General features: G+C 63.2%; 19 protein-coding genes. 10 read left to right on the forward strand and 9 right to left on the reverse strand.

The features are described 5' to 3' along the window. Position 1: 1 nt before the first annotated feature. From modB to NZ453_RS09625, 4 genes are all read right to left on the reverse strand, one after another. Positions 2-679: a molybdate ABC transporter permease subunit gene (gene modB, locus NZ453_RS09610; protein ID WP_263770332.1), complete on the reverse strand. Its 678-nt coding sequence runs from the start codon at positions 677-679 to the stop codon at positions 2-4. A gap of 30 nt (positions 680-709) precedes the next feature. Continuing rightward, positions 710-1,489, reverse strand: a complete 780-nt coding sequence (gene modA, locus NZ453_RS09615) for a molybdate ABC transporter substrate-binding protein (protein WP_263770333.1) — start codon at positions 1,487-1,489, stop codon at positions 710-712. 15 nt (positions 1,490-1,504) lie between these two features. Beyond that, positions 1,505-2,311 carry a TOBE domain-containing protein gene (locus NZ453_RS09620; RefSeq protein WP_263770334.1) on the reverse strand — a complete coding sequence of 269 codons (807 nt, stop codon included), beginning with the start codon at positions 2,309-2,311 and terminating at the stop codon, positions 1,505-1,507. A 92-nt stretch (positions 2,312-2,403) separates the two neighbouring features. Beyond that, a complete protein-coding gene (locus NZ453_RS09625) occupies positions 2,404-2,970 on the reverse strand; it encodes a nitrogen fixation protein NifQ (RefSeq protein WP_263770335.1) in 567 nt (188 codons plus the stop codon). 295 nt (positions 2,971-3,265) lie between these two features. On the opposite strand from NZ453_RS09625, the gene nifE reads away from it, so the two are divergent. The 8 genes from nifE (at position 3,266) to nifS (ending at position 10,198) form a co-directional block, all read left to right on the forward strand. After that, entirely contained in the window at positions 3,266-4,672 is a 1,407-nt protein-coding gene (nifE, locus tag NZ453_RS09630; protein ID WP_263770336.1) for a nitrogenase iron-molybdenum cofactor biosynthesis protein NifE, read from the forward strand. A 33-nt stretch (positions 4,673-4,705) separates the two neighbouring features. Continuing rightward, a complete protein-coding gene (gene nifN / locus NZ453_RS09635; RefSeq protein WP_263770337.1) occupies positions 4,706-6,088 on the forward strand; it encodes a nitrogenase iron-molybdenum cofactor biosynthesis protein NifN in 1,383 nt (460 codons plus the stop codon). Continuing rightward, positions 6,060-6,629, forward strand: coding sequence for a NifB/NifX family molybdenum-iron cluster-binding protein (locus NZ453_RS09640; RefSeq protein WP_263770338.1), 570 nt, complete (start codon positions 6,060-6,062; stop codon positions 6,627-6,629). Before nifN ends, NZ453_RS09640 begins: the two co-directional genes overlap by 29 nt. Further along, a complete protein-coding gene (locus NZ453_RS09645; protein WP_263770339.1) occupies positions 6,626-7,081 on the forward strand; it encodes a SoxR reducing system RseC family protein in 456 nt (151 codons plus the stop codon). Before NZ453_RS09640 ends, NZ453_RS09645 begins: the two co-directional genes overlap by 4 nt. Then, positions 7,078-7,545: a NifX-associated nitrogen fixation protein gene (locus NZ453_RS09650; protein WP_263770340.1), complete on the forward strand. Its 468-nt coding sequence runs from the start codon at positions 7,078-7,080 to the stop codon at positions 7,543-7,545. The genes NZ453_RS09645 and NZ453_RS09650 overlap by 4 nt, the downstream gene beginning before the upstream one ends. Before the next feature lie 92 nt (positions 7,546-7,637). After that, positions 7,638-7,940 carry a ferredoxin III, nif-specific gene (fdxB, locus tag NZ453_RS09655; RefSeq protein ID WP_263770341.1) on the forward strand — a complete coding sequence of 101 codons (303 nt, stop codon included), beginning with the start codon at positions 7,638-7,640 and terminating at the stop codon, positions 7,938-7,940. A 105-nt stretch (positions 7,941-8,045) separates the two neighbouring features. Then, positions 8,046-8,963, forward strand: coding sequence for a Fe-S cluster assembly protein NifU (nifU, locus tag NZ453_RS09660; RefSeq protein WP_263770342.1), 918 nt, complete (start codon positions 8,046-8,048; stop codon positions 8,961-8,963). After that, a complete protein-coding gene (gene nifS / locus NZ453_RS09665) occupies positions 8,960-10,198 on the forward strand; it encodes a cysteine desulfurase NifS (protein ID WP_263770343.1) in 1,239 nt (412 codons plus the stop codon). Before nifU ends, nifS begins: the two co-directional genes overlap by 4 nt. Before the next feature lie 66 nt (positions 10,199-10,264). Here the strand turns inward: nifS and NZ453_RS09670 are convergent, their stop codons facing one another. The 3 genes from NZ453_RS09670 to NZ453_RS09680 form a co-directional block, all read right to left on the reverse strand. Further along, positions 10,265-10,681, reverse strand: a complete 417-nt coding sequence (locus tag NZ453_RS09670; protein ID WP_263770344.1) for a flagellar hook assembly protein FlgD — start codon at positions 10,679-10,681, stop codon at positions 10,265-10,267. Between the two features lie 349 nt (positions 10,682-11,030). Next, complete coding sequence (locus tag NZ453_RS09675; RefSeq protein ID WP_263770345.1) at positions 11,031-11,516, reverse strand: methylglyoxal synthase; 486 nt, start codon at positions 11,514-11,516, stop codon at positions 11,031-11,033. A gap of 57 nt (positions 11,517-11,573) precedes the next feature. Beyond that, the gene (locus NZ453_RS09680; protein ID WP_263770346.1) at positions 11,574-12,245 is read right to left on the reverse strand and encodes a tetratricopeptide repeat protein; all 672 of its coding nucleotides are present in this window, start codon (positions 12,243-12,245) and stop codon (positions 11,574-11,576) included. 354 nt (positions 12,246-12,599) lie between these two features. Here NZ453_RS09680 and NZ453_RS09685 point away from each other — a divergent pair, with 354 nt between their 5' ends. Next, complete coding sequence (locus tag NZ453_RS09685; protein ID WP_263770347.1) at positions 12,600-13,727, forward strand: sensor histidine kinase; 1,128 nt, start codon at positions 12,600-12,602, stop codon at positions 13,725-13,727. Positions 13,728-13,750: 23 nt separating this feature from the next. Further along, positions 13,751-16,174, forward strand: coding sequence for a two-component system response regulator (locus NZ453_RS21935; RefSeq protein WP_275983145.1), 2,424 nt, complete (start codon positions 13,751-13,753; stop codon positions 16,172-16,174). A 106-nt stretch (positions 16,175-16,280) separates the two neighbouring features. On the opposite strand, the gene NZ453_RS09705 is transcribed toward NZ453_RS21935, so the two are convergent. Together NZ453_RS09705 and NZ453_RS09710 are read right to left on the reverse strand one after the other, a co-directional pair. Then, positions 16,281-18,371, reverse strand: coding sequence for a sensor histidine kinase (locus tag NZ453_RS09705; protein WP_263770348.1), 2,091 nt, complete (start codon positions 18,369-18,371; stop codon positions 16,281-16,283). After that, the gene (locus NZ453_RS09710; protein ID WP_263770349.1) at positions 18,371-19,096 is read right to left on the reverse strand and encodes a response regulator; all 726 of its coding nucleotides are present in this window, start codon (positions 19,094-19,096) and stop codon (positions 18,371-18,373) included. Before NZ453_RS09710 ends, NZ453_RS09705 begins: the two co-directional genes overlap by 1 nt. Positions 19,097-19,322: the final 226 nt, after the last annotated feature.

Genomic DNA, 19,322 nt, shown 5'->3' on the forward strand with positions numbered 1-19,322 from the left:
CTCAGGCCCCCTTCCTTGCGCCCGGCCGCCAGGCGTAGAGCGCGAGCAGCACGAGGAAGGCGAATACCAGCATGACCGCCGACAGCCGATGCGCCGACGCGTATTCGAACGCTTCGACGTGATCGTAGATTTGTACCGACGCGACGCGCGTGACGCCGGGGAGGTTGCCGCCGATCATCAGCACGACGCCGAACTCGCCGACAGTGTGCGCGAAGGTGAGCACCGACGCGGTCAAAAACCCCGGCAACGCCAGCGGCACGGCGACGGTGAAGAAGGCGTCGAGCGGCGAGGCACGCAGCGTCGCCGCTACCTCAAGCGGGCGTTCGCCGATGCTTTCGAACGCCGTCTGCAACGGTTGCACCATGAACGGCAGCGAGTAGAAGACGGAAGCGACGACGAGTCCCCAGAAGGTGAAGGGCAGCCGTCCGAGGCCAAGCGCTTCGGTCAACTGCCCGATCGGGCCGTGCGGTCCCATGACGAGTAGCAGGTAGAAGCCGAGCACCGATGGCGGCAGCACCAGCGGCAGGGCGACGATGGCGGCGATCGGTCCTTTCCAGCGGCAACGCGTACGTGCCAGCCACCAGGCGATCGGCGTACCGATCAGCAGCAGGATCGTCGTGACGACCGCGGCCAAGCGGACGGTGAGCCAGAGAGCCTGAAGTTCGTCGGAGGTGAGCATGCGTTGTAGTGGTGAGCCGCGCAGCGGCGGTCAGAAATCATAGCCGAACGATTTGATCACGGCGCGGGCCTTGTCTCCCGCCAGGTACTTCAGCAGAGCCGCCGGCGCGGCCTTGCCTTTGCCGGTTGCAAGGAGGATAGCGTCCTGTCGAATCGGGTCATGCAGGTTGGATGGAACAATCCAGGCTGAGCCTTCCGTGATGCGACCGTCCTTCATCACCTGCGAAAGCGCGACGAAACCAAGTTCCGCGTTGCCGGTGGCGATGAACTGGTGCGTCTGGGCGATGTTTTCACCCTGCACGAATTTCGGCTGGGCGGTGGCGAGCAGCCCGAGCGCCGTCAGCGTCTCGACCGCGGCCTGACCGTACGGCGCGAGTTTTGGATTGGCGATTGCCAGATGCTTGAAGTCCCCGCGCTTCAAAACCTCGCCTTTGTCGTCGACGTACCCGGCTTTCGTCGACCAAAGAACCAGTTTTCCGATGGCGTAGGTGAAGCGGCTGTTGGCGACACCGAGCCCTTCTTTCTCCAATTTCTCGGGCGTCGTATCGTCGGCGGCGAGCAGGACCTCGAACGGCGCCCCGTTCTGGATCTGCGCGTAGAACTTCCCGGTGGCGCCGAAGGCTAGCTGTACCTTGTGGCCGGTTTCCTTCTCGAAGTCGGCGGCGATTTTTTGCATCGGCGCCGCGAAATTGGCGGCCACGGCCACCTGAATCTCGTCGGCAAAGGCCGGGGAGCCGGAGAGCAGGGAGAATATGGCCAGTACAAAACCGAATATTGTGGTTTTGCAACGGCGGAGTTCTAGGCAAGTCATGACGGTTCCTTTGTTTTATGCGCCAACGGCGAGAATGACGTGCGAGGCCTTGATCAGCGCGCACGCACGCTTGCCTTCCTTGAGACCCAATTCGCGGATGCTCTCGTTGGTGATCGTCGCGACCACCAGCTTGCCGCCCGGTAGTTCAATGACGACTTCGCCGTTGATCGCGCCTTCGTGGCAGCGGACGACGGTGCCGCACAGGCGATTGCGGGCGCTCGTCTTCAACGAATCGTCCGTAGTCACGATCACCCACGGCGCCTTTACCAGGGCGTAGGCTTCCATCCCTTCGACGAGGCCGAGATGCTCGGTGCTTTCGTTGGTGATTACCGCCGCAATCTCGTCGCCGCCGCCGATGTCGAGGATGATCTCGGCGCTGATCGGTCCGTGCTTCACCGACTTGATCTTGCCGAGGAACTGGTTGCGGGCACTTGTTTTCATGTCGAATCTCCTGATGAGTTGGTAGTACTGTTCAAAGTCGTCCATGATCTGGCCGAGTGCCGCGAGCACTCTTTCACGTTCCTTCTCCAGGCGTCGGTAGGCGTTGACCACGCGACGTCCGTAGGTCGTGAGGTGCGTACCGCCGCCGTGGCGGCCGCCGGTCTGACGTTCCACGACCGGCTGCTCCGATAGGTTGTTCATGGTTTCAACGGCTTGCCAGGCCGCCTTGTAGCTCATTCCCATCGCCGCCGCCGCGCTGGTAATCGATCCGGTGGCGTCGATGCGCTCAAGTAGTTCCAGGTGATCCCAACGCCGCCCGCGAGGAAGCGGCAAGGATGGCGCTTTCGCCGTGGTTTTCATCGCGGTTGGCGCTGTGTTCATCGTGCAATCGTCCTTTCCTGACACTTATTTCGTTATTACCATAGACGACATAACGCTAGCAACAAGAATGCCGGAATTCGAACCCGGCTGTCCTAAAGTGCAACATCCTCCGGACCGAAACAGAGCCGAAAGTCGCAGCAGTCGGCGCAATGGGGCGACTTGCAGATGAGCACGCCGGCACGCTCGCAGAGTTGGCGGTAGAAGAATTTCTTCCACTTCATGTCGTTTACGTTCAAGGCAGCGAGCGTCGGGAAGTGCGCCCGCATCAGCGCCGAAAGAACGGCGCGGTTTGGCAATCCCATGTCCTGCCAGAGATGGTTCTCGCCCATCGCCGCGGTGGCGATCGCGCAGGCGAGCCATCTTTCGCCGTCGTCGTCGGTCGCTCGGTGATCGAGCAGCAACGCGACCAGATCGTCGAATTCGTCGAATGCCTCGAATCCGTCGACCGCGTGGATCTCTTGGACGCCTTCGTGGGTAAAGGTGGGCCCGGAATCATTGTCAGGGACCCCGCTCGCGCCGTCGGCCGAGAAATACTCGTCAAGCATGGATCGGAAGTCCGCCTCGCCGAGGCCACGGATCAGCGGCCGGCGATTGCAATGAAGGGATTGCCGGATGACGCCGGCAAACGCGAGCGCTGCCGGGTCGTCGAGGTATCGCACGCGAAGCCTCAATCCGGTCGAGCCGGTGTTTGCGGAAGGCATAGGGTCCGGCGCGGTGGCGCGCAGCGATGTTTGCCAAGTCTCCATGTCCGGGCACGAGCAAGAAACCTTCCAGGCGGAAATACCCACCCCAAGCCGCTGCATCGTCGTTCGAATGTCGGGTTTCGCACAATGCGGCGTTCCGCGGGCGCGGTGTCTGTCGCGATCGGAACAAAATCCGCAGCACTCTTGGCTTCCCGCTCAGGATTCCGGCCGTGGCACGGGCATTGCATTGAGCCGTGCGAAAGGATTCCGCATGAAGACGAGCGAAATAGCGGTCCTGCTCAACGAGCCGGCCTGCGCCCACAATGCGAAGGAGAAATCGGGCTGCTCCCGTCCGAAGCCGGGAGCCACGGCGGGTGGTTGCTCGTTCGACGGCGCGCAGATCGCGCTGCTGCCGATCGCCGACGTTGCCCACATCGTGCATGGGCCGATCGCGTGTGCCGGCAACTCGTGGGACAACCGTGGAGCGCGCACGACGGGCCGTGCGCTATATCGCGTCGGCATGACGACGGACCTCACGGAACAGGATATTGTCATGGGCCGAGGGGAGAAGCGGCTTTTCCATGCCATCCGGCAGGCCGTCGACACCTACGCCCCGGAAGCCGTCTTCGTCTATGCGACCTGCGTGACGGCGATGATCGGCGACGACCTGGAGGCCGTCTGCAAAGCGGCATCGGGGCATTGGGGCGTTCCCGTCGTGCCGGTGGATTGCGCCGGGTTCTATGGCACGAAGAATCTGGGCAACCGCATCGCCGGCGAGGCGATCGTGCGGCACGTGATCGGCACACGCGAGCCGGACCCCGTACCGGAATCCGCGCAGCGGCCGGGAATCCAAGTGCACGACGTGAGCCTGATCGGCGAATACAACATCGCCGGCGAGTTCTGGCAGGTCGCGCCGCTCTTCGACGAGCTGGGCCTGCGCATCATCGGCTCGCTTTCGGGCGACGCGCGTTATCGCGATATCCAGACGATGCACCGGGCCGAAGCGAGCATGGTGGTGTGCGCCAAGGCGCTGCTCAATGTCGCGCGCAAGGTCCAGGGACGCTGGCGCGTGCCTTTTTTTGAAGGCAGCTTCTATGGGGTCGCCGATACGTCGCAGGCGTTTCGCGATTTCGCCCGTCTCATCGGCGATGACGATCTCTCGAAGCGCACCGAGGCGCTGATCGCGCGCGAGGAAGCGGCGATCGACGCACAGCTCGAACCGTGGCGCGAGCGATTGCGCGGTAAACGCGCCTTGCTGTACACCGGCGGCGTCAAGTCCTGGTCGGTCGTGTCGGCGCTTCAGGACCTCGGCATGGAGGTCGTGGCCACGGGCACCCGCAAGTCGACGGCGGAGGACAAGGCGCGCATCCGCGAGTTGATGGGCGACGATGCACGGATGCTCGACGAGGGAGGCCCCGCGACGTTGCTCGGCACCTACGAGGAGTACGGCGCGGACATCCTGATCGCCGGCGGCCGCAATCTGTACACGGCGCTCAAAGCGCGCATTCCCTTTCTCGATATCAACCAGGAACGGGAATTCGGTTACGCAGGCTATGCCGGCATGCTCGAACTTGCGCGTCAGCTCGCGCTGACCATCGAGAGCCCCGTATGGCGGGCGGTACGCCGGCCGGCGCCGTGGGCGGCGGAACGCGTGGCGGGAATTCCGTTGAACGCCTAAAGACATCGAAACGACCGGGAGGCGAGGAGCGTCATGGCCGAAGTGATCAAGCGCAGCAAAGCGCTGGCGGTAAACCCGCTCAAGGCGAGCCAGCCCGTCGGCGCCGCACTCGCCTTCCTCGGGTTGCGCCACGCGATCCCGATGCTGCATGGCTCGCAGGGATGCACGGCATTCGGCAAGGTCTTCTTCGTGCGCCATTTCCGCGAGCCGATTCCACTGCAAACGACGGCAATGGATCAGGTATCGACCGTCATGAGCGCGGATGAAAATGTCATCGAAGGGCTGCGGACGCTGTGTGAAAAGAACCGGCCCGACGTCATCGGACTGCCCACCACCTGCCTCTCGGAGGCGCAGGGTACGGATATCCGACGCCTGGTCCGCGAGTTCCGCGCGCGCCATCCCGAGTTTGACCGCGTGTCGGTCGTTCCGGTCAACACGCCGGACTACGTGGGATGCCTGGAATCGGGGTTCGCCTTGGCGCTCGAAGCCATCATCGATGATCTTGTCCCCCAGACGCGCCATGGGGGGCGTCGTCGGCGGCAGGTGAACATCCTTGCGTCGTCGATGCTCACGCCGGGCGACGTCGAGGCGATCAAGGAGTGGGTCGAGACATTTGGCCTGCGACCGGTGGTTCTGCCGGATATCGGCGACGCGCTCGACGGACATTTGATCGACAAGGCGTTCAGCGCGCTGACCATCGGCGGCACGCCGCGTTCGGAGATCGAGGCGATGGGCGATTCCGTTGCCACCCTGGTCGTCGGCCGCTCGCTGGCGCGGGCCGCCGACCTGCTCAAGGAGAAAACCGGGGTGCCGGACTACCGTTTCGACCATCTGATGGGCCTGGATGCCGGCGACGCCTTCACGCAAATACTCGCCGACCTCTCCGGGCAGCCGGTTCCCGAACGGATCGAGCGGCAACGTGCGCAATTGCAGGACGCGATGGTCGACACGCATTTCATGCTCGGCTTCACGCGCATCGCGCTCGCGCTTGACCCGGACCTGCTGCTCGGTTTTGCGTCCTTTTTCTCGGGGCTGGGCGCCGAAATCGTCGCCGCCGTCGCTCCCGCGCGTGCCGAGGCGCTCGCCGACATCCTCTGCGATGCCGTCCAGATCGGCGACCTCGAGGACCTGGAAAACCTGGCACGGCGTACGGGCGCCCAACTCGTCGTATCCAATTCGCACGCCGTGCAGGTCGCCGAGCGCCTCAGCATCCCTCTGCTGCGTGCCGGCTTCCCGCAGTACGACTGCGTCGGCGGCTATGCACGCGGCTGGGTGGGATACCGTCATGCGCGGCAGACGCTGTTCGACATCGCCAACCTCATCCTGGGGCAGCACCATGGCATCCCGGCCTATCGATCGATCTACCGCAACGAACCGGAACCGGCGCGTGCTGGCGCTGGCCTGGCCCGGCACTGAGGCGACGCCAGCCATGTTCAAGGTCGCCTTTGCCACCGACGACCGGGTCTCGGTCAATCAGCATTTCGGGGCCGCCGCCGGATTTGCCATCTATGCGCTCGATGCCGAACGCGGCCGGCTCGTCCAAGCGGTCGAGTTCGCCGATGCTACCGAAGCGGCGCCGGGAGCCGAGTCCGCCTACGCCTGTCCCGATCCGCGCGCCGACTCCGGATCCACTGCCGTCGACCACGCGGTAGATCGGGGAGAAATACCGGAAGCAGCCAACCGGCGCAACGAGGGCCGGCTCGACGAGAAGATCCGCGCTCTGGCGGGTTGTGCAGCGGTCTATTGCCTGGCCGTTGGAGCATCGGCGGTACGGCAGTTGTTGGCGGAAGGCATCCAGCCGATCCGGCTTGCCGACGAAACGGCCATCGAGTTGATCGTGCGCCAGTTGTGCGCCGCGATCCGTTCCGGCGGCGTCGCGTGGATCGACCGGCTGACGCAGCGTCCGGCCGATGCGGCACGTTTCGAACGCATGGCGGCGGAGGGCTGGCAGGAATGAACCCGCGTACGCTCTGCGCCGAACGCCGAGGCGAAGTGATCGCCATCGACCACGGCCTTGCCCGCATCCGGCTCGAACCAGCCGGGGCATGCAACGGTTGCGCGAGCCGCGGCGGGTGCGCTTCGACCGTCTCGGCCCCTCCGGTCGTCAGCCTGCCGGTGCCGCCGGGGACAGCGGTCGGCCGACGGGTGACGTTGTCTCTGCCGGAGACGTCGCTCGTGGCAGCCGCGCTCCTCGGCTACCTGCTGCCGGGGGTGTGTCTCCTGCTCGGCGCGTTGGGGGCGAATCTCTACTCGCCCGGCGATGCCAGTGCGGTCGCCGGCGCGGGCGCCGGTTTCGCGGCCGGCATTCTGATCGCGAGACTTATCCACCGTGGCTTTCCGGGCAGCGCGCTGGTGCTCGAAAGGCCGGTCCCTTATCCATTGCCTTCAACCCCTGGAGATCACTCATGAGCGCAAGCCTCGCGCCCTTCGCCGATCCGGTGCTTGACACCGATTTCATCCTCGAAATGGTTCGCCAGATGCGTGCCCTCGACACCTACGGCCGGCTCGACGGCCAACCCGTTGATCAATTGCTCGCCGGTTTTGTGCTCACCAAGGCGCGCAAGGCCGAAATACCGCTCATCGGCGATCCCGACGAGACAACGCTGGCCCGGGTCCGCGCTTTCTATAACGCCATCGCGGTTCTGATCGAGAAGGAGTGCGGGCTGATGGCCAAGGCGCTCGTCCATTTGAGCCACGAAGGTTTCGGTCGCGGGTTGATCATCGTCGGCAAGCTGGTCGTTCTCGACCGGACCCTGCGCGACGTGCATCGCTTCGGCTTCGAGAGCCTTTCGAAAATGAAGAACGAGGCGGACAAATACCTGGCCGTCGCCCTTGAGATCGTCGGCAAGTACCCGGACGTCGCCGGGCTTTAAACATCGCGGCGGGGGCGGGGCCGCCGGGCCGAGCCACCGACGGCGCGCCACGCAAAAAGCAAGAGGATTTCTCGCAACTGAAAGGAAATGAAATGGAAAACATCACCGGCTTGACCCTGGGCGGTGGCGTCTGGACGCCCGAGTTCGCCACCGTCCTCGACCCCAAGAAGTGCATAGGCTGCGGGCGCTGCTTCAAGGTCTGCCCGCGCGACGTGCTCGATCTCATCGATCGCGGTGAGGACATGGAACTCGACGACGATGAGGACTACGACGAGGACGACACCGCCTCCGTGATGACGCTCGCCAATCCGCGCGACTGCATCGGCTGCGGTGCCTGCGGGCGCGTTTGCCCGAAAGGGTGCTACAGCTACGCGGCGATGCCGGTCCAGCCTTAGGCGGGATAGGCGGGCCCCTCCCTGAGCGGAGGGAGCGGTTGTAGTCGGAAGCCCGGTGCGTTGTGCCGGCACGGTTGAACAGCGTTTGCGCAAAGGAGCCACGCCATGTGGGACTACTCGGAAAAGGTTCAGGAGCATTTCTTCAACCCCCGCAATGCCGGGCCGTTGCAGGATGCGAATGCCGTCGGCGACGTCGGCTCGATCCAGTGCGGCGATGCCTTGCGCTTGATGCTCAAGGTTGACCCGGAAAGCGAGCGCATTCTCGACGCGCATTTTCAGACCTTCGGCTGCGGCTCGGCGATCGCCTCGTCGTCGGCGCTGACCGAGATCGTGAAAGGGCTCACGCTCGACGAAGCCCTGCAGGTTTCCAACCAGCAGATTGCCGATTATCTCGACGGATTGCCGCCCGAGAAAATGCACTGTTCGGTGATGGGCCGCGAAGCGTTGCAGGCGGCCGTCGCCAACTATCGCGGCGAGGCGTGGGCGGACGACCATACCGAAGGCGCGATGGTATGCAAGTGCTTCGCGGTCGATTCGTCGCTGATTGAGGAGGTCGTGCGCGCCAATGGACTCACCACGGTCGAGCAGGTGACGCATTACACCAAGGCCGGTGGCGGCTGTTGCAGTTGCCACGAAGGCATCGAAGACATCCTGGCCGACATCTCGGCCGAGCGATGCACCGCACCGATGCCGCCCGCGCTTGCCGAAACCCCGAAGGAGACGGCGCCTGCCGAGTGCGCACCGACGCCGAAACCGCGGCTGACGAACTTCCAGCGCATGCGACGGATCGAGGAGACGATCGAAGCGATCCGACCCATGCTGCAACGTGACCACGGTGACGTGGAAATCGTCGAGATCGACAGCAGGAACGTCTACGTCAACCTGCAGGGCGCTTGCCAGGGCTGCATGATGGAGCAGGCGACGCTGTCGGGCATACAGGCGCAACTCGTCGAGGCGCTTGGCGAATTCGTGCAGTTGCTACCCGCCAGCCTGATGACGAAACGGCAGGGTGGGGCAGCATGAATCCGATCTATCTCGACAACAATGCGACGACGGCGTGCGATCCAGCCGTCGTCGAGGCCATGCTGCCTTTTTTCACGGAACAATTCGGCAACGCGTCGTCGATGCACAGCTTCGGCAACAAGGTCGCGCAAGCGATCAAGGACGCGCGCGCCGGCGTGTGCGAACTGCTCGGCGCCGAGTACGAGTCGGAAATCGTGTTCACCTCATGCGGCACCGAGTCCGATTCGACGGCCATCCTCTCGGCCCTCAAAGCTCAGCCTGAGCGCAACCAGGTGATCACGACCGCCGTCGAGCATCCGGCCGTTCTAGCGCTGTGCGAGTATCTGGAAAAGGAAGGCGTCGTCGTGCATCGTCTCGGCGTCGACCGTAAGGGCCGGCTCGATCTCGACGAGTACCGAGCCCTCCTGTCGCCGCGCACGGCGATTGTCTCGGCCATGTGGGCGAACAACGAAACCGGAACGATTTTCCCGATCGAAGAAATGGCCGAAATGGCCCACGACGTCGGTGCGATGTTCCATACCGATGCCGTGCAGGCGGTCGGCAAGGTGGATATTGACGTGCGCCGCACGTGCATCGACATGCTCTCGCTCTCGGGCCACAAACTGCATGCGCCGAAGGGCATCGGAGTTCTTTACCTGCGCCGCAACACCCGTTTTCGGCCGCTGTTGCGGGGAGGGCATCAGGAACGCGGGCGACGCGCGGGTACCGAAAACGCGGCGTCGATCGTCGGCCTGGGCGTCGCGGCGCGTCTCGCGCTCGAGCACATGGCCTATGAAAACGGCGAGGTGAAGCGCCTGCGCGACCGCCTGGAAAGCGGCATCCTGGCCCAGGTGCCGTGTGCGTTTGCAACCGGCGACACGACAAACCGCTTGCCCAATACGAGCAACATCGCGTTTGAGTTCGTCGAGGGCGAAGCAATCCTGTTGCTGCTCAACAAACAGGGCATCGCCGCGTCCAGCGGATCGGCGTGCACGTCGGGCTCGCTCGAACCCTCGCATGTGATGCGCGCGATGGGTATCCCCTACACTGCGGCGCACGGAACGATCCGCTTCTCGCTTTCGCGTTATACGACCGAGGCGGAGGTCGACCGCGTGATCGAAGCCGTTCCGCCGATCATCGCCGCCTTGCGCGATCTGTCGCCGTACTGGGCGGATCAGGCGGCGGAGAGAACGGCCGAGAAAAGGGCCAGCACCGCGGGGCCCAGCACAGCGGCCTTCAAACCGTCGTTCGCCTGAAGCGGGGTGCTCCGGACACGAGGATACGCGCTAAGCGAGCCGGAGTAATTGCGGCGACTTGCCGGCTTACCAGTAGAAATGCACGTCCTTGTTGCCTCGGGCCTGCACCTGTGCGGTCTGCGTCACGGGTTTGCCGTTGTACGTGGCAGTTACCTTGTACTTGCCCGGCGGCACTTTGGCGAAGAACATCGGGCCGGGCGATTCGGCTTCGACCACCGGGTTACCCTTCGCGTCCTGGATCGCCACCTTGACGTCAGCGAGGTACTCACCTTCACCCTTGCCGGCGAAAACGAGATAGAGGTTGTAGTCCCGTTTGGTCGCCAGTACGGGGTCGTCTTCACCGACCCCACCGCTGACATAGGGTACTGATCCTGCCCCCATCGATGTTGAGGCGTCGGCAGCATTTGCTGCCCCGGCGCTAAGGACGCCGGCAAGCAGTGCGAAGAGCACGGTGTTGAGTATGGGTCTTTTCGATTGCTTCATTTTTTCTCCTTCCTTTCAAGCAATTGAACGGAACTGCGAAGCCTTTACCCCGGCCGATCGGCCTTCGCTATGAGGAAGGCGAAGGCTTGTGCCGATTTGACCTGATCGGTCAGGAAAGCCCGGCGGGAAATCCGTGACTCCTTACCGCGTAGATGGAGACGACAGGCTCGAAGGTCAACCGATTGAATGAGCAGGTGAGCAAAACAAGAATGGGTGCTGGACCGCTCGGGCTGTCACGAGGCCGACGGTGGGCGAAGGCTGCAACTCAATTGCAGCATACGGCGTGCCGAGCCCGGGGGAGCCACTTGCCAGGCGGCCTCCACCGCGGTGCCCGGCGGCCGGGTTCCTTCTACGGAGCTGTTTCCTCGAGGACCGGATCCATCCGGCTACGGTAGAGCTCGAAATCGGGCATCTGCCGCTCATACGCCGACGACATCAGCGGCGACGAGATCATGAAGTCTGCGGAAGCCCGGTTGCAGGCAACCGGGATGTTCCAAACCACCGCAATGCGCAACAACGCCTTCACGTCGGGATCGTGCGGCTGAGGTTCCAGCGGATCCCAGAAGAAGATCACGAGGTCGATCAGTCCTTCCGCGATGCGTGCGCCGATCTGCTGGTCGCCTCCGAGGGGACCGCTCTGCAGCTTGAGGATTTCCGTGCCGAGCGATTTTTCGAGCAAGGCGCCGGTCGTTCCGGTCGCGCACAACTCGTGCTTGATGAGCAGGCCGCGGTTGTACTGCGCCCATTCGAGCAGGTCGAGTTTGCGGTTGTCGTGGGCAACCAGAGCAATCCGCTTGCGTTGTGGTACGGGTAACGAGCCGTCGTTTTCCAGCATCACGTTCTCCTTATTGTTGGTGCCGGCCTCAGGAGCGACCGGCTGCCCCCACACCCGTCAGGCCGCTTTTCGTCGGCTGGCGAGGTGATCAAGACCCGCGTGATCGCCGCGCAAGAGTCGAGCTCTGACAAAACAGGCGCGCGCCGTCGCGAAATCCCGGCGTTTCCGGTAAACCTGTCCAAGTCCGATATAGGCGTCGGCGTTGTTCGGTTCGATGGCCTGCAAACGTGAGAACCCATCCTGTGCGCGGCACAGGTCGCCGACACGCAACGCCGTGCGGGCCAGGGCGAGCATGGCACGCGTCGAATCCGGCTGGGCCACGAGCGAATTGTGGAATGCCGGAACAGCGAGTTCGTACTTCTTCAGGTCGACGAGTGTCGTTCCGAGGTCGTACCAAACCTGTGCGAGTTCCGGATCCGTGCGGGTGACTTCGCGATAGAAAGCCGCAGCGGCAGAACCGCCACGCACGTTCGGAGTGGCCGGCCTGTTCGCCTTGGCTTGGCCGAGCGCCGCTTTCCGCTTTGGGAAGACCTGCTTCGGCAGGATCTTGTCGAAAATGCGCACAGCATCGAGGATGCGGCCGCTGCGGTAATACGCAAGGCCCAGGAACTGCAGCGAGATGGGGTCGCCGGGAACCGTCGAGTGGATGCTGCGCGCGATCGCCTCGGCGTTGGGTAGATCATTGTTCGCATAGAAACTGCGGAACAGGTCGACCAGTGTACTGATCATCTTGAATCTCCTGTTGTTGGCGCCTGGGCCCAAATGGGGCACAGTCTGTGGAAGAGGAATGACGGTTTGGAGCCAGAGCATCTCTGGCAGTCAAGCCGGCCGCGACAGAATGGTTTGATCATCGTCTAAAGCGACCTCCATTTGGGTTCGCTTATGTGCCGGAATGTAACCTTGCGTGACGGCTTCGCGGCCATCCGACATTGCGGCAGTATCCGCCGCAAAGATTACCGGCTGATGTCCGAAAAACCCTGCTACGGGAAGGGATTGGGCAGATATCAGCCGTAAGCGACTTTCAGTGATCCTTTTCCCGCCTACGTTGTCCAATCCGTCAGATCGAAGCGCAGGACGATTGGCATGGATGATTCGCCACGCAACGACTCCCGGGGCACAGCACACGGTTTCCCGTCGACGGTTTCTCCTTGTCGGCCAGACTCGCCGGCCGGTACGGCGGTGCCGCTGAGCGAAGACACCTACCGGCGCGTCATCGAGTGTGCGCCGAGCGCGCTGGTGATGATCGACGAGCAGGGGACGATCATCCTCGTTAACGCGCAAACCGAACTGCTCTTCGGATATACGCGAGAGCAGATGCTCGGGCACCCCGTCGAAATGCTGATGCCCATTCGCTTCCGCGAGCACCATTGCACATACCGTGCCGGCTATTATCGCGACCCAAGTCCCCGGCCGATGGGCGTCGGCCGCGACTTGCTCGGTACGCGTGCCGACGGCAGCGAATTCCCGATCGAGATCGGGCTCAACCCGATTGCCACGGAAACCGGAATGATGGTCCTTGCATCGATCGTCGACATCACGGAGCGGTTGCGGGCGCAGCGGCGCCTCGAAGACGCGTTGCGCGAGAAGATCGTGCTGTTGAACGAGGTGCATCACCGCGTCAAGAACAATCTTCAGGTGGTCACCAGCTTGCTCAACCTGCAAGCCGATCATGCCGCCGACCCCCAATTGCAGGCAATCTTGCGCGAGAGCTGCGGTCGGGTGAAGGCGATGTCGCTGACCCACCAGTTGCTATACGAACACAAGGATTTTTCGCATCTCGATCTGGCCGATTATCTGACGCGCCTGGTGCAGTCGATACGCGCCACCTACCGCTCGGGCGGTGGTCGCATCGCGTTGCGCCTGGAATTGCCGCCTGACGGCATCCATCTTGAGCTCGAAAGCTCGATTTCGTGCGGGTTGCTGGTCAATGAGCTGGTGACGAATGCCTTCAAGCATGCCTTCCCGGGCGAACGCTCCGGCGAAATCGTGATCAAACTCGCCGAAGAGGACGGCGACCAGATTCGCTTCGAGGTCGCCGACGATGGCGTTGGGTTACCTCCGGAGAGTGAATTCAGCGGGTCTTCGCTTGGCTTGCAGCTGGTCCCGCTGTTCGTCGAACAGCTACATGGCGTCCTCGACATCGAGCGCGACCGTGGCACGCGCTTCTGCGTGCGCTTTCCCAAACGGCCTGAAATGAAGGATCCTTCTTGAATGCGCGATTGCCTGTGAACCTGATGCTTGTGGAGGACGAACGCATCGTCGCTTTCGACCTCAAACGCCAACTGAGCAGCTTCGGCTATCACGTCGGGGCGGTGGTCGCCAGCGGCGAGCAGGCGATCGACCGCGTCGGCGAGGAAAAGCCCGACCTCGTGCTCATGGATATCCATTTGGAAGGCCACCTCGACGGTATCGAGGCAGCCAAGGTCATCCGCGACAAACACCATATCCCGGTGGTTTTCCTCACCGCATACGCGGAGGAAAACACGCTCAACCGTGCGCTCGACAGCCGCCCGTTCGGTTATCTCGTGAAGCCCTGCGAGGCGCGCGAACTGCATGCCACGATCCAGATGGCGCTTGCGCGCCACGAAGATGAGGTGGCGATTCAACAAAGCGAGGAACGGCTGCAACTCGCGCTCGACGCCGGTTCGTTCGGCGTTCTCGAGTGGAGCCCGATCACAGACCGCCTGCAGGGCGACATTCACCTCGGCATGCTTTTCGGCGGCCAGCAGCTGCCGCTCGACGAACCGCGGAATGTCTTTCTGGCGCGCGTGCATCCGGAAGACCGCGAGCGGGTCGAGGCGGCGCTTGACCCCGGGGCGGTAGGCGCGAAAGCGATGCGCGTTGAGTTCCGCACGGTCGGCGACGGCTCGCCGCCGCGCTACATGGAGGCGCAGGTGAAGGCCTACGGCAGTCCGGGGGCGGAAGGTCGCATTGTCGGCATTCTGCAAGACGTGACCCAACGGCGGCGCAATGAGGAACGGCTACGTCAGTCCAGCGTTGTTTTTCACACGAGCGCCGAGGCAATCGTGATCACCGACGCCGCGCGGCGCACGGTGGCGACGAATCCCGCTTTTTCGCGCATTACCGGATTCAGCGAGGAAGAAGCGCTCGGTCTCGACCCCGACACGATGTTGCGAGCCAATCCAGGTGCCGAAGACTACCTGCCGTTTCTCGTCGAGGGAACGACCGGATTCTGGCACGGCGAGGTACGCTGCTATCGCAAGAACGGGGAGGGTTTCCCGGCGTGGCAGAGCGTGAGCGTCGTACGCGACGCCGAAGGCCAAGTCACGCATGTGGTCACCGCATTTTCCGACGTCAGTGCGATTTACGAAGCGCAGCGGCAATTGCAGCATTTGGCGCATCACGATCCGCTGACCGGGCTTCCCAATCGGTTGCTGTTCGACGACCGACTCAAATACGCCATCGAGCAGGGCTTGCGTCACAGCGAGCGTTGTCTGCTGCTCTTTCTCGACCTGGATGGGTTCAAGGTCATCAACGACACGCTTGGCCACGCCGTTGGCGACGAACTGCTGCGCGTCGTCGGGTTGCGCCTGCGCAGCGTGCTGCGTGCCAGCGATACGGTGGCACGCCTGGGCGGAGACGAGTTCGTCGTGCTGGCGGGCAGCACGAGCCCGGAGTACGCGGCCCAACTGGCGCAGAAGATCCTTGAGCAATTGCGTGTGCCTATCCTGCTTTCCGGCCACGCGCTTTCGGTGACCGGTAGTCTTGGTATCGCCGTTTTCCCGGACAATGGGTCGGACAGTCAGCAGTTGATGCGCGCGGCCGACATGGCGATGTACTCGGCCAAGGCCGAGGGACGTAACCGCTACCATTTCTATTCGGAAGACATGTCCGCCCGCGCCGACGAACGCATGTACGTCGAGCAGGGTTTGCGGCGCGCGATGGCCAACCGCGAGTTGATCGTGTGGTATCAGCCGCGCATCCGGCTGGAAGACGGACACATCGTGGGCGTTGAAGCCCTCGTGCGCTGGCCGCATGCCGAACGCGGCATCATTTCTCCAGGGGCTTTCATCGGTGTCGCCGAGGAAAGCGGCATGATCGAGGAACTCGGACGCTGGGTGCTGACCCACGCCTGTCGCGAAATGCTCGGGCTGGCACGGCAAATGAAAGCGGAGGGGCGTCACTTCCATCTGGCGGTGAACGTATCGCCACGGCAGTTCATCGGCAACGACTTTGCCGGCGTCGTGCGTTCGGCTCTGCAGCAGACGGAGTTCCCGGCCGACGCCCTGGAACTCGAGATTACCGAGAGCACCTTGCAGGGAACCGAGCGTAGCCTGGCAATTCTGAATGCGTTGCAGGAAATGGGCGTCTCAGTGAGCATTGACGATTTCGGCACCGGCTATTCGTCGCTGAGCGTACTGCGCGACCTGCCGATCGACCGCGTGAAGATTGACCGCTCGTTTATCGTCGACCTGCCGCAGAGCGAGAGCCAACGTGCCATCGTGACGGCCATCGTCGCCTTGAGCCGGGTCATGCGCATGGCGATCACCGTCGAGGGGATCGAACGACGCGAACAGGCCGAATTACTGCAGCAGCTCGGCTGCCACGAGGGGCAGGGCTACTATTTCGGTCACCCGATGCCCTTTACGGCACTGAGCCGGATGCTCGATGCGGAGTGGCCCGGACTTCCCACCTGAACCCGAACCCTAGCTTCGCGCTCCATGTGCCGCAGGCGGAACTGACTGCAATCGGCCGAGCCCCCGTCAATTACGGTGTTGCCCGCCCGAAGAGCATATGGCCGGTTCAGACGGCGACACGCTGCAAGGTCAGCAGGAAGGAAACGCCGTTGTCTGTGTTGCGGGCACCGATCGTTCCGCCCATTTTCGCCATGTAGGTCCGAGCGACGAACAAACCCTGGCCGCGGTTACCTGATGCGCCATGACCCGATTCGGCATCATGACCGGAGACACCGTACTCGAACACCTTTTCGAGCAACCCGTCGGGGATCGGCGACCCTTGGTTGTGGATTTCAATGGTCGCCGTCGTCGGCGCAGTTTCCAGGCGCAGCGTGATCGGCGTTCCCGGCGTGCGATGCCGGTCGGCATTTTTCAGGACATGCGAGAAGACGTCTTCGAGCGGGTATTCGTCGGCACGTACGAGGACCGGCGCATCGGCAGCGACGCAAGCCACGTCGGCGATTCCCGCATTCTCGGCGACATTGCGTAGGAACTCGGCGATGTCGAGCGGTTGGACGGTCAGGTACGAGGATTGGAACGCCTCGCTTGGACTGGCGCCGCCGTAAAGAACGCGCACTGCCTGCTGCATGCGGCTGATGTAACGGTGGCTCGGATCGTCGGCATTGCCGTGCAAGGCGAGCAACGATTGCAGCGGCGACATGATTTCGTGGCCGACGGCGTGCCACATGTCTTTTTCCTGTTCGGCGCGGATACGCTCGCGTTCCGCGTCTTCCTTGACGCGGCGGAGGAGGTCATCAAGGCCGGTGGCCAGGATGCCGAGTTCGTCGTGCCCGCGCAGGTCGGCCCAGTCGTAGCGGTCGTAGCGTTCGCTACCGCCTTCTGTCTGCACGGTGCGCGAGAGGCCGCGCGTACGCCGGGTCAATTTCGCAATGCGGCGGATAATCCCCACTTCGATCACCAGCCAGGCGAGAACGATGGCGCCGAGCATGGCGCCGACGAACGAGGACACTCGGGTGGCGACAGCGGAGAGTGTCTTGTTCACGCTACGTGCGTCACCACGCAGATGCAGCTCGTAGCGACCGAGAGGCGTATTGATCTCGTCTTCGAACTCGACGACTGGCGTGTCGATGTGCTCGACGGGCAGGACGCGGATCAGTCGAGTGAGCAGGGGTGACGTGATCTCCTGCGCTTCGTCGCGGCCGCCCAGTTGCACGATGCTGGCATTACGGGACCCTGCTTTGCGCAAGGTCAGCGTCTCTCCCGGCAAGAGCAGGGAACTGAGTTCGTGCAGCGAGAACGGCGAGACGGCGCTGGCCGTCTGGTTGTCAAAGAGCGGGGCACCTTCGCCGGGGGCTAGTACCTCGATGCGGACCTTGAATTGGTCGAGGTCGAGTGGCGGCCATTGCGGTTTTGGCTCTCGGAACAACGCGTCGCGCAATGCGTCGATCGGCAAGCGCAACGAGAAGAACGACTGATGCGGGCAGGTAGCGGAGTCGCCATCGTTGCCTTCTCCATCGGCGCAGCGCTCGGCCTGCCAGACCCACCCGCGAAACTCGCGCACCGGGCGGGCGCCCTTGTAGTTGCGTTGCTCTTGCTCGACGTATCCGGTGAAGCGGCCACGCATGCCACCGGCGCCCGCGGAAGCTCCAGACAACAGTTCGAAGGGCGCGATCCAGCGCCATGTCTGTTCGCGCAATGCGACCGTGACGCGTACGCGATGCGCGCCGTCAAGGTATTCGTCGCCGATGCGATGCGCCTCGAGCGGGCCGCTGGCGAAGGTACCGGCCGCGTAAATGAAACCGCCAGCCCAAGGGTTGTTGCCGATGGCCACGCACAGGCTGGCGTGGTTTCGGTAGGGCACGAGACAACCGGCCATCTCGATGGCGTTGCGCGCTTTGGTCTGATCGTCGAAATCGATGGCCGCAAACGGCAGGACGACGGGGCGACCCTGCGCGGCCGCTTCGGCATCCCAGCGCGGATTGAGCAGCGCGAGCAGGCCCGACGGCTGGTACAGCCGGTTGATGATTTGCGCCTTGGTCTTCGCGAAGCTCGCTCGGTAGTTGTCGTAGCTGCGCTGCTTTTCTTCCTGCAGCACGGCGACGGCCATGGCGATCACGGCCACGATGAGCAGCAGGAAGGCGGTGCGCAGCAGCGTGCGCAAGCGGAAACTGGCGAGCCAGATGAAGAACGCGCGCATCAGCGCTTTTCCGCGCCGGGGCCGGTGGACCAACGGAAGCCCTTCATCGGTACGTTCTCAATGCGGTCGAAATGCTCGTCGAGCTCGCGGAACGCTTCGCGGATGGCGCTGATGTGTTTGCGAATGTTGTCGCGGTTGCGGCCGCTTTTCACGACGTCGAACAATTCGTCGTAGGAAACGACATCGCCGCGCCGCTGGTAGAGCGCGGCAAGAATCCGCTGCGCGGTCAGCGGCAGGTTGACGCGCTGGCCGCGCCAGAGCGGTGTGCTCTGGTGGATCGGATCGAGCGATAGCTCGTCGTCTCTGGTTCCCTGCGCGGCCTTGACATCGTGGTTGGGCACGCGGTCACGCGCGGCGCGCAGGATTTCGAGAAAGGTCTCGATGAAGTCCGCTTCGTCGAAAGCCGTTTTCTGCAGGTAATCCCAGGCGTCGAGCGCCTTCATGATGCTGCGGTAAATGGCCGCCGGCATGGCGGACACCACCAACACAGGCGTGCCCCGGCCCGTCTTGTTGATGGCGTTGATGATCGCGACACCGGCGTGGCGCTCGCGTCCGAGTTCGATATCGAGGGTGACGACGTCGTAGTCTTCGCGCACGATCGCCGCTTCCGCTTCGTCGCGGTTGAACCATTGATCCACTCGGATATCCGGACTCGCGGCCAGTATCCATTCCTTCAGCTGGTTGCTGGTGGGCTTGTCGTCTTCGATGACCGCGACCTTGAACATACGATGCCTGCGTCTTGAACGTTCGATGGCGGCAAGTATCGCCGTTTTCACGAGGCAAATCACGTCTTGGCCGTGAGCGTTTGTTCACACCCCGGAAGAGACTCGTACGCCGGATAACCAAACTTGGTACCCGGCGGCATGGAGTCCTCCTGGCCGTGTCCGGCACGATGCCCTCCATGCCAACCGGATGCGGACCGATCTTCCCGCAGGCGGTGCAGGAGGTGGC

It is taken from the genome of Propionivibrio soli (genome assembly GCF_025770765.1).
In the GTDB taxonomy this organism is placed as follows: domain Bacteria; phylum Pseudomonadota; class Gammaproteobacteria; order Burkholderiales; family Rhodocyclaceae; genus Propionivibrio; species Propionivibrio soli.

What these genes read in the sequence shown, in the direction of transcription:
- modB (WP_263770332.1), bottom strand. Translation starts at nt 679, where the DNA reads ATGCTCACCTCCGACGAACTTCAGGCTCTCTGGCTCACCGTCCGCTTG.
- modA (WP_263770333.1), bottom strand. Translation starts at nt 1,489, where the DNA reads ATGACTTGCCTAGAACTCCGCCGTTGCAAAACCACAATATTCGGTTTT.
- NZ453_RS09620 (WP_263770334.1), bottom strand. Translation starts at nt 2,311, where the DNA reads ATGAACACAGCGCCAACCGCGATGAAAACCACGGCGAAAGCGCCATCC.
- nifE (WP_263770336.1), top strand. Translation starts at nt 3,266, where the DNA reads ATGAAGACGAGCGAAATAGCGGTCCTGCTCAACGAGCCGGCCTGCGCC.
- nifN (WP_263770337.1), top strand. Translation starts at nt 4,706, where the DNA reads ATGGCCGAAGTGATCAAGCGCAGCAAAGCGCTGGCGGTAAACCCGCTC.
- NZ453_RS09645 (WP_263770339.1), top strand. Translation starts at nt 6,626, where the DNA reads ATGAACCCGCGTACGCTCTGCGCCGAACGCCGAGGCGAAGTGATCGCC.
- NZ453_RS09650 (WP_263770340.1), top strand. Translation starts at nt 7,078, where the DNA reads ATGAGCGCAAGCCTCGCGCCCTTCGCCGATCCGGTGCTTGACACCGAT.
- fdxB (WP_263770341.1), top strand. Translation starts at nt 7,638, where the DNA reads ATGGAAAACATCACCGGCTTGACCCTGGGCGGTGGCGTCTGGACGCCC.
- nifU (WP_263770342.1), top strand. Translation starts at nt 8,046, where the DNA reads ATGTGGGACTACTCGGAAAAGGTTCAGGAGCATTTCTTCAACCCCCGC.
- nifS (WP_263770343.1), top strand. Translation starts at nt 8,960, where the DNA reads ATGAATCCGATCTATCTCGACAACAATGCGACGACGGCGTGCGATCCA.
- NZ453_RS09670 (WP_263770344.1), bottom strand. Translation starts at nt 10,681, where the DNA reads ATGAAGCAATCGAAAAGACCCATACTCAACACCGTGCTCTTCGCACTG.
- NZ453_RS09675 (WP_263770345.1), bottom strand. Translation starts at nt 11,516, where the DNA reads ATGCTGGAAAACGACGGCTCGTTACCCGTACCACAACGCAAGCGGATT.
- NZ453_RS09680 (WP_263770346.1), bottom strand. Translation starts at nt 12,245, where the DNA reads ATGATCAGTACACTGGTCGACCTGTTCCGCAGTTTCTATGCGAACAAT.
- NZ453_RS09685 (WP_263770347.1), top strand. Translation starts at nt 12,600, where the DNA reads ATGGATGATTCGCCACGCAACGACTCCCGGGGCACAGCACACGGTTTC.
- NZ453_RS21935 (WP_275983145.1), top strand. Translation starts at nt 13,751, where the DNA reads ATGCTTGTGGAGGACGAACGCATCGTCGCTTTCGACCTCAAACGCCAA.
- NZ453_RS09705 (WP_263770348.1), bottom strand. Translation starts at nt 18,371, where the DNA reads ATGCGCGCGTTCTTCATCTGGCTCGCCAGTTTCCGCTTGCGCACGCTG.
- NZ453_RS09710 (WP_263770349.1), bottom strand. Translation starts at nt 19,096, where the DNA reads ATGTTCAAGGTCGCGGTCATCGAAGACGACAAGCCCACCAGCAACCAG.